The 13,972-nt window shown below is 66.5% G+C and carries 15 protein-coding genes; 13 read left to right on the top strand and 2 right to left on the bottom strand.

Annotated features, from left to right (window positions below; all coding sequences use genetic code 11):
- Positions 1–296: 296 nt before the first annotated feature.
- The 8 genes from NMQ16_RS05155 to NMQ16_RS19215 all read left to right on the top strand — a co-directional run bounded on the left by NMQ16_RS05155 (position 297) and on the right by NMQ16_RS19215 (position 6,233).
- Positions 297–533, top strand: a complete 237-nt coding sequence (locus tag NMQ16_RS05155; protein ID WP_257079440.1) for a hypothetical protein — start codon at positions 297–299, stop codon at positions 531–533.
- A 116-nt stretch (positions 534–649) separates the two neighbouring features.
- Positions 650–814, top strand: coding sequence for a hypothetical protein (locus NMQ16_RS05150; protein ID WP_257079438.1), 165 nt, complete (start codon positions 650–652; stop codon positions 812–814).
- A 150-nt stretch (positions 815–964) separates the two neighbouring features.
- Positions 965–1,462 carry a hypothetical protein gene (locus NMQ16_RS05145; protein WP_257079436.1) on the top strand — a complete coding sequence of 166 codons (498 nt, stop codon included), beginning with the start codon at positions 965–967 and terminating at the stop codon, positions 1,460–1,462.
- 210 nt (positions 1,463–1,672) lie between these two features.
- Positions 1,673–2,107, top strand: coding sequence for a DUF3592 domain-containing protein (locus NMQ16_RS05140; protein WP_257079434.1), 435 nt, complete (start codon positions 1,673–1,675; stop codon positions 2,105–2,107).
- 192 nt (positions 2,108–2,299) lie between these two features.
- On the top strand, positions 2,300–4,006 hold the full coding sequence (gene bchE / locus NMQ16_RS05135) for a magnesium-protoporphyrin IX monomethyl ester anaerobic oxidative cyclase (protein WP_257079432.1): 1,707 nt from the start codon (positions 2,300–2,302) through the stop codon (positions 4,004–4,006).
- Between the two features lie 13 nt (positions 4,007–4,019).
- Positions 4,020–4,616, top strand: a complete 597-nt coding sequence (bchJ, locus tag NMQ16_RS05130; protein ID WP_257079430.1) for a bacteriochlorophyll 4-vinyl reductase — start codon at positions 4,020–4,022, stop codon at positions 4,614–4,616.
- Positions 4,617–4,787: 171 nt separating this feature from the next.
- Entirely contained in the window at positions 4,788–5,198 is a 411-nt protein-coding gene (locus NMQ16_RS05125; RefSeq protein WP_257079428.1) for a DsrE family protein, read from the top strand.
- Between the two features lie 54 nt (positions 5,199–5,252).
- Positions 5,253–6,233 carry a DUF1499 domain-containing protein gene (locus NMQ16_RS19215; protein WP_306441689.1) on the top strand — a complete coding sequence of 327 codons (981 nt, stop codon included), beginning with the start codon at positions 5,253–5,255 and terminating at the stop codon, positions 6,231–6,233.
- 244 nt (positions 6,234–6,477) lie between these two features.
- On the opposite strand, the gene NMQ16_RS05110 is transcribed toward NMQ16_RS19215, so the two are convergent.
- Entirely contained in the window at positions 6,478–8,214 is a 1,737-nt protein-coding gene (locus NMQ16_RS05110; protein WP_257079427.1) for a sensor histidine kinase, read from the bottom strand.
- Between the two features lie 245 nt (positions 8,215–8,459).
- Here NMQ16_RS05110 and NMQ16_RS05105 point away from each other — a divergent pair, with 245 nt between their 5' ends.
- The gene (locus NMQ16_RS05105) at positions 8,460–9,152 is read left to right on the top strand and encodes a prepilin-type N-terminal cleavage/methylation domain-containing protein (protein WP_257079425.1); all 693 of its coding nucleotides are present in this window, start codon (positions 8,460–8,462) and stop codon (positions 9,150–9,152) included.
- 24 nt (positions 9,153–9,176) lie between these two features.
- On the opposite strand, the gene NMQ16_RS05100 is transcribed toward NMQ16_RS05105, so the two are convergent.
- Complete coding sequence (locus tag NMQ16_RS05100; protein WP_257079629.1) at positions 9,177–11,147, bottom strand: monovalent cation:proton antiporter family protein; 1,971 nt, start codon at positions 11,145–11,147, stop codon at positions 9,177–9,179.
- Positions 11,148–11,299: 152 nt separating this feature from the next.
- On the opposite strand from NMQ16_RS05100, the gene NMQ16_RS05095 reads away from it, so the two are divergent.
- Genes NMQ16_RS05095 through lptA form a run of 4 tightly spaced genes read left to right on the top strand, consistent with a single transcriptional unit; the run spans position 11,300 to position 13,972 of the window.
- Positions 11,300–12,289 carry an SIS domain-containing protein gene (locus NMQ16_RS05095; protein WP_257079424.1) on the top strand — a complete coding sequence of 330 codons (990 nt, stop codon included), beginning with the start codon at positions 11,300–11,302 and terminating at the stop codon, positions 12,287–12,289.
- A 2-nt stretch (positions 12,290–12,291) separates the two neighbouring features.
- On the top strand, positions 12,292–12,822 hold the full coding sequence (locus tag NMQ16_RS05090) for an HAD family hydrolase (protein WP_257079423.1): 531 nt from the start codon (positions 12,292–12,294) through the stop codon (positions 12,820–12,822).
- On the top strand, positions 12,819–13,394 hold the full coding sequence (gene lptC, locus NMQ16_RS05085) for an LPS export ABC transporter periplasmic protein LptC (protein WP_257079422.1): 576 nt from the start codon (positions 12,819–12,821) through the stop codon (positions 13,392–13,394). Before NMQ16_RS05090 ends, lptC begins: the two co-directional genes overlap by 4 nt.
- Positions 13,391–13,972, top strand: a complete 582-nt coding sequence (gene lptA, locus NMQ16_RS05080; RefSeq protein ID WP_257079420.1) for a lipopolysaccharide transport periplasmic protein LptA — start codon at positions 13,391–13,393, stop codon at positions 13,970–13,972. The genes lptC and lptA overlap by 4 nt, the downstream gene beginning before the upstream one ends.

Raw genomic sequence — 13,972 nt, 5'->3', positions numbered from 1 at the left:
TACAGTATTTTCAATCTTCTTCCTTGTGATGCTATTCCTTAACGATGTGAGCTCTTGGCCAACCACCATATTTCTACTGTTGACTGGTGGGATTGCCACCTTTCACCTCCGGAAAGAAATCACCGTCAACCGTGTGTTAAGGCGTATGTGTAAGAAGGATTACATACCGCGGCTTCCATAGCCGAATGCATGCGTCGGAAAGCGGCTCGGCCGGATCGGGCGACCGCAGGCCACCCGTATGATCGGCCCGCAGTGCGATCGGCCACCCACGCGAATTGCCATCGGAGACCACCGCCATGCGCCTCTTGTGCCTCACCGCTGTTTGCCTTTCCCTGCTGACCGCCTGCGCTTTGCCGTTCTTCGACGTGGGTCGAAGCGAAACCGTGCTGCCGGTCAGCCGGGCATGGGTCGATGGCAGGATCGTCGAGTACATCGTGACCGACGTGTCCGATCTGGCCATGGCCAGAATGACGGGCACGAACTACGTGCCCAGCCTGGCCTTTGCGCTCGACTCCGCACCGGGCAGTCGCTGATCGAGCGCGTCTACAAGTTCCCCGACGAGGAACAGATCAGCATTTTCCAGTCGGCCCCCGATCCGGTGGGCCCGGAAAGCCAGGATCGAAGCTACAGCCCTTTGTGGCGGGTCGTCATGGTGCGGTGGAACACGGCTGCGCCGAAACGCGAACTCAAGTCGGAAGAGGCGCTTCTGGCCGCCGAAGAAAGGCAGGAGGTTTCGCTCGAAGTCACCGACATCGTCGTCAACTGCCCGGTCACGCGCAGCGGCGATGGTCAGTCCCTAAAGGGCGTGCGCTGACGCCCGACCTGTCGCTGGACACGCGCCCTGCTCCGTGGCGAGTCCATCCATCCGGCTTCGGTCGGGCGCTTATCCCGTTCGATTGCGCACCTCGGGTGTGATCCGCCCGGCTTCTGCAACCCGTCAAAAGGCTGATTCCGGAGTGAACGGATGCGTGGTGAACTGCGCGCCGCCCGATGTAATCACCCGCCCGCAAAACGTTCGCGCGAGCATTTCAGGGGGCGTTTGGCCGGTCCGTCACGCTGCCCGGACGTCCGGCATCCATCCCCGGTACACCCGTCGCCCGTCCATGCCCGAGACATCATGTCGCGCGAAGCCGAACACTTCCCGAGAACGCTGCTCATCCTGTGCGCCCTGCTGTCGATCATCTATCTGGATGAATTCGTGCGGAATCCGACCGTGAGCGCATCGGGCGCGGCCTTGATCAACTTCGGCGCGCTGTATCTGGTTCTGACTGGAAACCGGATAGCCACGTACGTTTCCGCGGCGGCCTTTGGCGCCTTGAGCACGGTGGGCGTGTTTGCCTACATCGATTCACCGAGGAACCTTGCGCTCTTGTTCACCGCGCTTGTCTATGCGGCCTCATGCAACTATTTCCTCTCTCCTGCGATGCAGAGGTTCATGCAGAAAAAGGACGAAAGGCCTTGACCAGATAACGATTTTTTACCAATGGGGAGTCTGAAAAAACAGTCGGCACGACAGGAAAAAAAGCAGCAGGCTTCGCACGCATCCTTGCCTTTGTCGTTCTTGCGTCGACACTTGTCGGCTGCGCAAGCGCGCCCATGCCGATCAACTATGCGCCGAGCTAATAGAGAATAGGGGTCAGACCCGAATGAGTTAGCCGCAACTCCCGACACCATGAACTTCAGCCCGATCAGAATCATGTGGAACGACTGGCCCGCGCTGGCGTCATGGGTGGCGATGCCGATCACCTGGGCGATCCATTTCGGCTTCCCGCACCTGTACGGTGGCGCCGCGGCCTTGCCGCTGGTGCTTCCGGTCGGGGTGTCCGTCACGCTCGTCGCCGTGCTCCTCTGGCGCATCAAGCGTGTCGCCGATCTGTTCGCGCGCGGGGTGGCGGTGAGCGGCACGATCACCGACCTGATGATTGCGAAGGATCGCGGGCAGTTGGTGTTCGAATTCGAAGCCGTCGGCACGCGGGTTCGAACATGGATGCCGATACACAAGACGCGTGATGTGCTGTCGCTGGCCCGTGGCGACCGGGTGGACGTGCTTTACGACGCGAAGAAGCCGCGTCGGGCGATCGTCAAGTGCCTGTTCGTTGAGAGATAACCAACGATATGGGGACGGAGCACCATTCCCTGCCATGGACCGGCCCGGGCGGTCCATGGCAGGGACGTTCCAGAAGGACCGGCGCAAGGCCCGGCAGGTTGCCCCTCCGCCCAAACCTTGTCTTGTGTCAATTTTTACGGACAGGTGATTTGTACGCTTTGCGTGACACATCACGTCACGAGGGCACCTGTCATGCGCATCGTCCTGATCCACCCGAATTACCACTCCGGCGGCGCCGAGATTGCGGGCAACTGGCCGCCGGCCTGGGTCGCCTACCTCACCGGTTACCTGAAGGCCGGCGGCTACGATGAGGTGACCTTCATCGACGCGATGACGCATCACCTGACGGACGATCAGGTGCGGGCGCGGCTGATCGAACTGGATCCGGACATCGTCGGCTGCACGGCGATCACGCCGTCGATCTACAAGGCGGAAGAACTGCTGAAGCTGGCCAAGGATCTGAAGCCGTCGGTGGTGACGGTGCTGGGCGGCATTCACGGCACCTTCATGTATCCGCAGGTGCTGAAGGAAGCGCCGTGGATCGATTGCGTGGTGCGCGGCGAAGGCGAGCAGGTGTTCCTGAACCTGGTGCGCGCGGTTGATGACGGCCAGTGGGCGCGCGACCCGGTGAGCGTGCGCGGCGTGGCGTTTCTCGACGCCGACGCGCAGGTGGTGGCCACGCCGGCCGAGCCGCCGATCCAGGACCTGGACCGCATCACGCCGGACTGGGGCATTCTGGAATGGGACAAGTACATCTACATTCCGATGGGCGTGCGCGTGGCGATCCCGAACTTCGCGCGCGGCTGCCCCTTCACCTGCAGCTTCTGCAGCCAGTGGAAGTTCTGGCGCGACTACCGCATCCGCGATCCAAAGAAGGTGGTCGACGAGATCGAAGACCTGGTGAAGAACCACGGCATCGGCTTCTTCATCCTGGCAGACGAGGAACCGACGATCCACCGCAAGAAGTTCATCCAGTTCTGCGAAGAACTGATCGCACGCGACCTGGGCGTGCTGTGGGGCATCAACACGCGCGTGACCGACATCCTGCGCGACGAAAAGCTGCTGCCGCTGTTCCGCAGGGCCGGTCTGGTGCACGTGAGCCTGGGCACCGAGGCGGCGGCGCAGCTGAAGCTCGACCGCTTCAACAAGGAAACGACGATCGCGCAGAACAAGAAGGCGATCGCGCTGCTGCGCGAAGCCGGCATCGTGACCGAGGCGCAGTTCATCGTCGGCCTGGAAAACGAAACCGCCGAAACGCTGGAAGAAACCTACCGCATGGCGCGCGACTGGAACCCCGACATGGCCAACTGGGCGATGTACACGCCGTGGCCGTTCTCGGATCTGTTCCAGGAACTGGGCGACAAGGTCGAGGTGTTCGACTACGAAAAGTACAACTTCGTCACCCCGATCATGAAGCCCGACGCCATGGACCGCGCCGAGCTGCTCGACCGGGTGATGAACAACTACCGTCGCTTCTTCATGAACAAGACCTTCTTCCAGTACCCGTGGGAGAAGGACAAGCAGCGGCGCAAATACCTGCTGGGCTGCCTGAAGGCCTTCCTGAAGAGCGGCTTCGAACGCACGTTCTACGATCTCGGCCGGGTCGGCTACTGGGGCCCGCAAAGCAAAAAGAAAGTGGACTTCGCCTTCGCCGACGAGCGCGTGCATGCCCGACCGGATGGCGCGGCGATCGCCGCCGCCGACGAAGGCTGGGTCACCATGCACGGCCCGAAGATCGAAATGCGGCGCAAGAAGGGCGAAGAACTGGCCGCGGCTGCGATCGCCGCGTGCGGCGGCGGGCATGACCAGCTGAGCGACGAAGAAGCCGACCGCGCACTGGCCGCCCACGCGGCCCGCACCGCTGCGGCGAACGAAGCGGCCCACGCCAGCACCGTCTGACCGGCTGCCGACCATGAATGCGTCGAACGCAACGAACCGCATCGGTCCGAACGCCATCACCCGCGTGGCCGAAGCCCTGCAGCAGCGCAATGGCGAGGCCTTCACGGCACTGATCTTCGGCCGGGCCGGACTGCTGCGCTATCTGGGGCAGCCGCCGCAATCGATGGTGGACGAAGCCGAGGTGATGCGCCTGCACAGGGTGCTCCGCGCCAGCGTCGGCCCGGTCGACGCAAGCGCGGTGGCGCGCGACGCCGGCCGGCGCACCGCCGACTACCTGCTGGCCCGGCGCATTCCGCGTCCGGTACAGGCGCTGCTGCGCCACCTGCCGGCACCGCTCGCGGCGCGCGTGCTGCTGGCGGCGATCCGGCGCCACGCCTGGACCTTTGCCGGCAGCGGGCACTTCAGCGCGCGCGCCGGCAAGCCGGTCGTGATGACGCTGCAGGACAACCCGCTGTGCCGTGGCGTGGTACTCGACGCGCCCGCCTGCGACTACTACGCCGCCACCTTCGAGCACCTGTTCCGGGTGCTCGTGCATCCGCGCGCGCGGGTGCGCGAAACCGCCTGCGAAGCCATGGGTGCGACCGCCTGCATGTTCGAGATCGACTGGTAGACGCGTCCGCGCACTGCCGATGACACGCCGCACTGAACGCCCGGTACCCGACGCGTTCGAACGAAGGTCGCGTCTTGTGCAAAGATGCGAGTCGCCGGGCACGGCACATCAACGTGCCATCATGTCGCCCGCCCCATCCCGCTACCCGCTACGCCCCGGAAGGAAACCCGCATGTCACTCAGGTCCGTCCTGACCGCCTTTTTCGCACTCATCGTCTGCGCTGCGGCGCAAGCGGCGGATCGACCGTCGCTGTTCCTCAACCTGACCAGCGACAACTCGCAGCGCTCGGAAACCGGGCTCATCTTCGCGCGGGACCAGATGGCGCGCGGCCACGCGCTGACGGTGTTCCTGAACGATCAGGCCGTGCGCATGGGCAGCAGCAGCAACCTTCGCAACTTCGTCACCCAGCAGAAGCTGCTGCGCGACCTGATGGGCAAGGGCGCGGTCGTGCTGGTGTGCCGCGTCTGCATGCGTCATTACGGCGTAACCGAAGCCAGTCTGATGCAGGGCATGCTGCTCGACGACCCCGAGCGGGTGGGCGAAGCGCTGTTCCGCGACAACACGCGCACGCTCACCTGGTAGCCACTTCGGACACGCGCTGCGGATGAGCGTGCCGGACGGACCCTGCGTATATATATGGCGACATCGCTCACCACCCTGCCCGACGACCTGCCGGTGCCGCTCGACGACGGCGCGGCTGCCCATCTCGAAGGGATGCCTCTGCCCGCGCTGGCGCTGCCGCGCACCGACGGCGGCACAACCGATCTCGCGACGCTGCGCGGCCTGCAGGTGATCTATGTCTATCCGATGACCGGCCGGCCGGATGTGCCGCTGCCCGACGGCTGGGACGCGATACCCGGCGCACGCGGCTGCACGCCGCAGTCGTGCGCCTTCCGCGACCACCATGCCGAACTGGCCGCGCTGGGCGCCGGCGTGTTCGGGCTGAGCAGCCAGGACGGCGACTACCAGCAGGAAGCGGCGGCGCGCCTGCACCTGCCCTTTCCGCTGCTGAGCGACGACGGCCTGCAGCTCAAGGCCGCGTTGCGCCTGCCCACCTTCACCGCCGCTGGCCTCGAGCTCTACCGGCGGCTCACCCTGATCACCGACGACGCACGCATCGTCAAGGTGTTCTACCCGGTGTTTCCGCCCGATCGCAATGCCGCCGACGTACTGGCGTGGCTCAAGGAGCACACCATGAAAACCCGCGACACCGCGCTGGCCCTCGCTGCCTGCGCCGCCACCGCCCTCGCCGCCGATGCCGCCCCGCGCATGCTGACCCCCTGCCCCGACTCGCCCAACTGCGTGTCGACCCAGTCGGACAGCGCGGCGAAGATGACGCCGATTCCCTTCAGCGGCGACGCCGCCGCCGCGCAGGCGCGACTCAAGCAGGTCATCCTCGCCCAGCCGCGCGCCACCATTACCCGCGAAGAGCCCGGCTTCATCGCCGCCGAATTCCGCTCGCGCATCTTTCGCTTCGTCGATGCCGCAGAGTTCGCCATCGACGCCGGTGCGTCGGTCATCCATTACCGCTCCGGCGCGCGCACGGGTTACTCCGATTTCGGCGTGAACCGCTCGCGCATGGAAACGCTGGCGAAAGGCTTCGCCGAGGCGAAGTAGGCGCCCAAGGGAGCGGTCTCTGTGGGAGCTCTCTGTGGGAGCGGCGGCCTCGCCGCGATCGGCGCGTTGATCAACGATCATCGCGGCATCAATCGCGGCGAGGCCGCCGCTCCCACTGGCCGCCGCTCCCACTGGCCGCCGCTCCCACTGGCCGCCGCTCCCACTGGCCGCCGCTCCCATAGGCCCCTCCCACTCACTGGCCGCCGCTCCCACAAAACCATCGCCGCTTCCGCAGCCCCGCTCTTCAGCCCGGGGCAGGCTCGCTTTCCGCTTCCGGCGCCAGCACGAAGCGGACGCAGCCTTCGCGGTTGTGATCGAGCTGCAGGCGGAAGCCGCTGGCGCGGGCGAGCAGTGCCGACTGGTACAGCCCGACACCCAGGCCGCTGGCGGAGGCGACCGGTGCCTGCAGCAGGTTTCCGGCCAGATCGGCGGCGATGGCGCTGCCGCTGTCTTCGACCGACAGCCGGTCACCGCCGAGGCGCAGCACGATGGCGATGCCCGGTTCGGCAAGCCTCTTCTGCAGCGCGTTGCCGACCAGGTTTTCCGCCACTGTCGTGTACAGCGCGCCGGGCAAGCGCTGGTCGGGTTCGGTCATGCCTTCGACCGTCACGCCCTGCCCGGCGAAATGGGCCGCGGTGGCCTGCAGCCATTCCGGGGCCGGCGTCCATTCGCCGTCGACCGGCTGCGGGCGGCGCAGCTTGTCCAGCGTTGCTTCGAGCCGGGCGCTGATGACCGGCAGCTGGCGCGCCAGCAGCGCGTTGGCGCGGGCGGCGCTGTCCGGGTCAGTGGCTTCGCGGGCGGCAAAACACAGGGTGTTGAGCGACTGCAGCAGGTTCTTCACGTCGTGCGTCAGACGCGCACCGGTGTCGTGGATCGCCGACAGATAGGACAGGCGGCGCAGTTCTTCGGTGCGCAGCTGGGCCTGGTAGAACTGGCCGAGCAGCTGCACCAGCAGGTTGAAGTGCCACAGCAGGCCGCCGGACAGCGGGCGCGCGGTATAGAGCGTCAGGTCCAGCAGCGGGTGTTCGAAATCCTGCCGGTGCGCGGCAACCTCGCCGAAGCGACGCGGTGGCGTGGCGTTCGCACCGCTGCGGGTGCGCCACTCTCCGCCGCTGATCAGCGGCAGGGCGAGCAGGCGGTTGGCCGCGCGGGCGACGAATTCCTCCGGCCGGCTTTCTTCCTGCGACAGCAACGCCAGACTTTCCAGCCAGCGCTCATAAGGCAGTGCCAGCGACAGCACGTAGCGGGTGAAGGCGACGCTGACGCCGCCGAAACCGGCGCGCGGATTCCACGCCCAGCCCATCACCATCAGCGCGCTGGCCAGCACGCCCAGCGTGGCGAGCAGCGCGCGCAGGTAATCGACACCGGCCAGCTGCATCGCCGCCAGCGTGCCCAGCACGAGTACGGCGAGCAGCAACAGCACGAAGGTGCCGGACACGAAGTCGAGCACTTCGCGGTCGCGGTCGACCCGCTCGCGGCCGGGCACCAGCAGCATGACGGTCAAGGCGAGCGGCGCCATCTGCAGTCCGAGCGCATCGATGCCGGACGGCATCGGCAGGCCGGGCGGCAGCGCCCGCGGCAGTGCGATCGTCAGCAGCGCGGTGATCAGGTAGGCCAGTGCGCCGAGGTAGTAGATGCGCGGCCCGCGCGAACGCGAAAAGAACACCTTGCCGCCGACCAGACCGGCCAGCAGCAGCAGCCACAGGCTGAGCGCCAGCGGCCCGTAGAACCACAGGAATACGCCGACCAGCGCGCACAGCGCCGCCAGCACCGGCCATTCGATGCGGGACTGCGCGCGCAGCAGGGGTTGCCACAGCAGCAGCAGGCCGAGGTGGGGCAGCAGCAGCGCGCGGCCGAACAGCAGGTCGTCGTCCAGCCACAGCAGCAGATGCAGGCTGGTCAGCACGCCCAGCAGCAGCCAGGGCTGAGCCCGCGTCAGCCACCTGACACGCGTGCGGCGCGGCACGGCAGGGCGTCTCATCACGGTGTCGCCCTGCTTTCATTGGTCGGGGCGCGCCACCGCGAAAGGTGACCGGATCGTGACAGAACTGTCCGGATCCGGTCATATTGCATGGCATTCACCCCGGAACACCCCGGTTGTGAACGGTCGTCCACCATCGCCAATGAAAAAAATCGTTTCCAAATCAGCGCAATCAAGGAAACACTCCCGGTATCGTCCGTTCGGGCACGGAATCTGCATCGTCGGGACGCATACGGAGGATTCACATGAAAGCCAATCAACAAGGGTTCACGCTGGTCGAAATCGCCATCGTGCTCGTCATTATCGGTCTGCTGCTGGGCGGCGTGCTCAAGGGGCAGGAACTGATCAACAGCGCCAAGGCGAAAAGTCTGGTGAATGACTTCCGCACGATGTCGACCGCCGTGTACGCCTACCAGGACCGCTTCCGCTTCATGCCGGGCGACGATCCGGCCGTGGTGCAGCACGTGGCCGGCACGCTGGCGACCACCCCGGGCACGCCGGAAACCCAGGGCAACGGTCGCATCGGCGGCAACTGGAACTCGACCACCGCGACCGACGAATCGCGTCTGGTGTGGCAGCACCTGCGGCTGGCCAACCTGCTGACCGGCCCGACCGTCGAAAGCGACCCGGCCTACCTGCCGCGCAATGCCGACAACGGCACCATCGGCATCACCAGCACCTCGCCGATCACGCCGGCCACCGGCAGCGGTCCGGATTCGCGGCCGATGACCGGCGCCTTCTTCATCTGTTCGTCCGGCATCACCGCCCGCCTCGCGCGTCAGGTCGATTCGACCATGGACGACGGCGTCACCAACACCGGCAACGTGCGCGCAATGATCGACGTCAATGGCACGCCGTCGGCCACCTCGACCGCGTCCAACATCGACGCCGCGGCCGAAACCGCGGCCGATCGCTACACGGTGTGCGTGGCGTTCTGACGTCGGGTTCGCAGGAATGGCCGCTCAGCCCTTGAGCAGGCGCGATTCGGCCTGAGCCAGTTCGGCCGGCGCGCCCAGCAGCACCACCACATCGCCGCTTTCGAACGCCAGGTCGGAACTGGGCTCCAGCGCCCGGATGCCGCGCCGGCGGATCGCACTCACCTCGACGCGGATGTCGTTGAAGTGGAATTCATCGATGCGGTGTCCGATCGCCCAGGCGCCCGGCGCCAGCGGCACCGAATGCAGGCGCGTGTGCTGCTGATCGGTCGCCGCCTCCTCCGCCAGGTGTTCGGCACCGCGGTACAGCCCGCGCAGCAGGTGATAGCGGTCGCCGCGGAACTGGCGGATGCGCTTGAGCACGCGATGCAGCGGAATGCCCAGCAGCACCAGCGCGTGGGTGGCCAGCATCAGTGACGATTCGAGCGATTCCGGCACCACCTCGGTGGCCCCGGCGGCCGACAGCTTGTCGTAGTCGCGCTCGTCGAAGGTGCGCACGACCACCGGCACTTCGGCATGCAGCTCATTGACCAGATGGATCACGCGCAGCGCCGCCTCGGTGTCGACAAACGTGATGACGACGATGGACGCCCGCGTCAGCCCGGCCGCGATCAGCGTTTCGCGCTTGCCGGCGTCACCGAACACCACCGTTTCACCGGCCGCCGCCGCCTCGCGCACCCGCTCCGGATCGAGGTCGAGCGCGATGAACGAAATGCCCTCGTTTTCCAGGAAGCGCCCCAGGTACTGGCCGTTGCGGCCGTAGCCGCAGACGATGGCGTGACCGTCGGTGGCCAGCGACTGGGCGGCGATCGACGTCAGCTGCATCGAGCGCATCAGCCATTCCGACGGCACCAGCCGCAGCACGATGCGGTCGGCGTAGTGGGCGAGGATGGGTGCGGTGAGCAAGGTCAGCAGCAGCGACGCGAGCACGATCTGCAGGATGCGGTCGGGCAGCAGGTTGGCGGCATCGGCCAGCGCCATCAGCACGAAGCCGAATTCGCCGCCGGCGCACAGCCACAGACCGACGCGCAGCGCCGTGCCGGGCGACGAGCCGAAGAAGCGCGACGCCGCCGCGGCGACCACGAACTTGCCGATCAGGATGAACAGCACCGTCACCAGCACGAAGAACAGCTCCGACAGCACCAGCGCCAGATTGAGCTTCATGCCGATGGTGACGAAGAACAGGCCGAGCAGCACGTCACGGAACGGCTTGATGTCTTCTTCCACCTGATAGCGGTACTGCGTTTCCGAAATCAGCATGCCGGCCAGGAAGGCACCGAGGGCCAGCGACAGCCCGGCGTGCTCGGTCGCGAACGCCATGCCCAGCGTCACCAGCAGCACGTTGAGCATGAACAGCTCGGGCGACTTGCGCTGCGCCACGACGAAGAACCAGCGCTGCATCAGGCGCGGGCCCAGATACAGGATGAGGGTCAGCGCCACGGCCGCCTTCACGCCGGCCAGCGCCAGCGCCTCCATGCTTTCCTCGGCGCCGAGCGACAGCACCGGAATCACCACCAGGAAGGGCACGACGGCCAGATCCTGGAACAGCAGCACGCCGATCACCTGCCGGCCGTGCGCGGAATCGAGTTCCAGACGCTCGACCAGCAGCTTGATCAGCACCGCGGTGGACGACATGGCGATGGCCGCGCCGACGGCAATCGCGCCCTTGAGGTTCAGCCCGAACAGCCAGGCGAAGGTGACGACGCCCACCACCGAAAGCGCGACCTGCGTGCCGCCCAGGCCGAACACCACGCGCTTCATCGAAAACAGCTTGGGCAGCGAGAATTCGAGCCCGATCGAAAACATCAGGAACACGATGCCGTATTCGGCGAACTGGCGCGCCTCTTCGGTATCCGGAATGAACGCCAGCGCGTGCGGGCCGGCCAGTGCACCGACCAGCAGGTAACCCAGTATGGGCGGCAGTCCGATGCTGCGGAAAAGGCCGACCACCAGCACCGAAGCGGCGAGCAACAGCAGGACCAGCTCGAGTGCGGACATGGTGGGCAAGAAGGGGCGGCAGGGCCATGAGCGGATGGCCGGCCGCCGGCCGTGGGCAGGTTGTTATAATCCACGTCGATCATAACCGATCCACCCGAACGCCCGCGCTGCGGGCACCTGCCGGATCAACCGGACCTTCCCCCGCCAGACGCATGACACACAGTCCCCCGCCGGTCACCGAAGACATCGTCGCCGCGGCCCGTCGCGTGCTCGACATCGAAGCCCGCGCGCTCGACGCGCTGTCCGGGCGCCTGGGCGAAGACTTCGCCCGCGCGGTGCGGCTGGTGCTCGACAGCACCGGCCGCGTCATCGTCAGCGGTCTGGGCAAGTCGGGCCACATCGCGCGCAAGATCGCCGCGACGATGGCCAGCACCGGCACGCCGGCCTATTTCGTCCATGCCGCCGAGGCGCTGCACGGCGATCTCGGCATGATCCATCGCGACGACGTGCTGATCGCGCTGTCCAATTCAGGTGAAACCGCCGAGCTGCTGGCAGTGGTGCCGCTGGTGCGCCGGCAGGGCGGCCGTACGATCGCGATGACCGGCAAGCCTGATTCGACGCTGGCCCGGCTGGCCGACGTGCATCTGGACGCCGGCGTTGCGATGGAAGCCTGCTCGCTGAATCTTGCCCCGACCGCCAGCACCACCTGCGCGCTGGCGCTCGGTGATGCGCTGGCGGTCGCGCTGCTCGACGCCCGCGGCTTCCGCGAGGACGATTTCGCGCGCAGCCACCCGGGCGGTGCGCTCGGCCGGCGCCTGCTGACCCATGTGCGCGACGTGATGCGCGCGCGCGCCGACGTGCCGACGGTGGCGGTCGACAGCACGGTCACCGAAGCGCTGCTGCAGGTGACGCGCGGCGGCATGGGCATGACTGTGGTGCTGGATGCGGCAGGGAGCGTGGCCGGGGTATTCACCGACGGCGACCTGCGGCGTGCGATCGACCGCCTGGGCGACGTGCGCACGGTGCCGGTGGCAGCAGTGATGAGCCGTCAGCCGCGCTCGATCAGCGAGGCGAAGCTGGCCGCCGAAGCGGCCGAGGTGATGGAACGCAACCGGGTCAACCAGTTGCTGGTGACCGACGAACACGGCGCACTGGCCGGCGCGCTGACGATGCACGACCTGATGCTGGCCAAGGTGATCTGAACATGGACGGCAACGCAGTACGCGACGTGGCGGGCAAGGTCCGCCTGATGGGTTTCGATGTCGACGGCGTCATGACCGACGGCACGATCTGGTTCGGTCCGGACGGCGACCTGATGAAGGGCTTCAACACGCTGGACGGACACGGGCTGAAGATGCTGGCCGGCGCGGGCGTCGAAATCGTCATCATTTCCGGCCGCTCGTCAGCGGCGGTGCGCCACCGCGCGGCCAATCTCGGCATCACGACCGCGCTGCTCGGCGTCGAGAACAAGCGCGACGCGATGCGCGAACTGGCGGCCGAACGCGGCATTGCGCTGGAACACTGCGGCTACATGGGCGATGACATCGTCGACCTGCCGGTGATGCGCGCCTGCGGCTTTTCGGCGGCGCCGGCCAACGCCCACTTCTTCGTGCGTCAGCACGCGCGCTGGATCGCCGAAGCCGACGGCGGCCGCGGCGCGGTGCGCGAGGTGTGCGAATACCTGCTCGACGCACGCGGCGCGCTCGACGTACTGCTGCAGGACTGCCTGCGTTGAACCGACGCATCCAGCAGGCGCTGCCGCTGCTCATCCTGATCGCGCTCGCCGGCATGACGATCTGGCTCGAGCGCACGACGCGCATCGACGACCAGCCGTCGAGCGGCAGCCTGCGTCACGACCCCGATGTGATCATCGACAACTTCACGCTGTACCGCTACGACGAGACCGGCGCGATACAGCACACGCTGACCGCCCGGCAGATGCGTCACTACCCGGACGACGACTCGGCCGAACTCGACCACCCGACACTGCGCTACGAAGGCAAGCTGGCGCCGACCCACATCACGTCCGAACGCGCCCTGCTGACCAAGGATGGCAAGGAAGCCATCCTGCGCGACAATGTGCGCGTGCTGCGCGAAGCCAGTCCGGGCCGGGCCGAAATGACGCTGGCGACCAGCCTGCTGTATGTGTATCCGGAAGAGGAAATCGCGCGCACCGATCAGCCGGTGCGCATGACGCAGGGCAAGTCGGTGGCGACCGGCGTTGGCATGGTCGCTGACCGCATCAAGGAAAAGTACGTACTCGAATCGCGCGTCAAAGCCACCATAGAAAGAGCCCGCCGCCCATGATTTCGCGTCAGATCACTGCCGCATTGACCACCCTGGCCCTGCTGCTCGCAGCCGGCCTGCCCGCCACCGCCCGCGCCGAGCGCGCCGACCGCGACAAGCCGGTCAATCTCGAGGCCGACAAGGTGACGGTGGACGACCGCACGAAAACGCATAACTTCGAAGGCAATGTCGTGTTCACGCAGGGCACGCTGACCATCAAGGCCAACAAGGTCGTCGTGACGCAGGATGGGACCGGCTACCAGAAGGGCGTGGCCACCGGCGGCGAAAACGGTCTGGCGCGCTTCCGGCAGAAGCGCGAAGGTCAGGACCTGTGGATGGAAGGCGAGGCGGAGCGCATCGAGCACGACGCCAAGACCGAAATCACCCGCTTCTACGTGCGTGCTCACGTGAAGAGCGGCGGCGACGAGGTGCGCGGCCAGTACATCGAATACAACTCGATCAGCGAAAACTACACGGTGACCAATTCGAGCGACGCGAAGGCGGTGCCGTCGGGTGGCGACCAGTCGAAACGGGTGCGTGCCATCATCCAGCCCAAGAGCGCACCGGCCGCGACGCCCGAGGCGGCACCCAGGCCCTGA

It is taken from the genome of Methyloversatilis sp. XJ19-49, from assembly GCF_024580145.1.
Taxonomy (GTDB): Bacteria; Pseudomonadota; Gammaproteobacteria; order Burkholderiales; family Rhodocyclaceae; genus Methyloversatilis.
The sequence above is the reverse complement of the archived record's forward strand: the minus strand, read 5'-3'. Positions and strand labels throughout refer to the sequence as shown.

Bases quoted from the DNA above. Each gene is read 5' to 3' on its own strand.
- lptA (WP_257079420.1), top strand. From the start codon at position 13,391: ATGATTTCGCGTCAGATCACTGCCGCATTGACCACCCTGGCCCTGCTG.
- NMQ16_RS05140 (WP_257079434.1), top strand. From the start codon at position 1,673: ATGAACTTCAGCCCGATCAGAATCATGTGGAACGACTGGCCCGCGCTG.
- NMQ16_RS05150 (WP_257079438.1), top strand. From the start codon at position 650: ATGGTGCGGTGGAACACGGCTGCGCCGAAACGCGAACTCAAGTCGGAA.
- bchJ (WP_257079430.1), top strand. From the start codon at position 4,020: ATGAATGCGTCGAACGCAACGAACCGCATCGGTCCGAACGCCATCACC.
- NMQ16_RS05095 (WP_257079424.1), top strand. From the start codon at position 11,300: ATGACACACAGTCCCCCGCCGGTCACCGAAGACATCGTCGCCGCGGCC.
- NMQ16_RS05155 (WP_257079440.1), top strand. From the start codon at position 297: ATGCGCCTCTTGTGCCTCACCGCTGTTTGCCTTTCCCTGCTGACCGCC.
- NMQ16_RS05090 (WP_257079423.1), top strand. From the start codon at position 12,292: ATGGACGGCAACGCAGTACGCGACGTGGCGGGCAAGGTCCGCCTGATG.
- NMQ16_RS05125 (WP_257079428.1), top strand. From the start codon at position 4,788: ATGTCACTCAGGTCCGTCCTGACCGCCTTTTTCGCACTCATCGTCTGC.
- NMQ16_RS05110 (WP_257079427.1), bottom strand. From the start codon at position 8,214: ATGAGACGCCCTGCCGTGCCGCGCCGCACGCGTGTCAGGTGGCTGACG.
- NMQ16_RS05100 (WP_257079629.1), bottom strand. From the start codon at position 11,147: ATGTCCGCACTCGAGCTGGTCCTGCTGTTGCTCGCCGCTTCGGTGCTG.
- NMQ16_RS05105 (WP_257079425.1), top strand. From the start codon at position 8,460: ATGAAAGCCAATCAACAAGGGTTCACGCTGGTCGAAATCGCCATCGTG.
- bchE (WP_257079432.1), top strand. From the start codon at position 2,300: ATGCGCATCGTCCTGATCCACCCGAATTACCACTCCGGCGGCGCCGAG.
- NMQ16_RS19215 (WP_306441689.1), top strand. From the start codon at position 5,253: ATGGCGACATCGCTCACCACCCTGCCCGACGACCTGCCGGTGCCGCTC.
- NMQ16_RS05145 (WP_257079436.1), top strand. From the start codon at position 965: ATGCGTGGTGAACTGCGCGCCGCCCGATGTAATCACCCGCCCGCAAAA.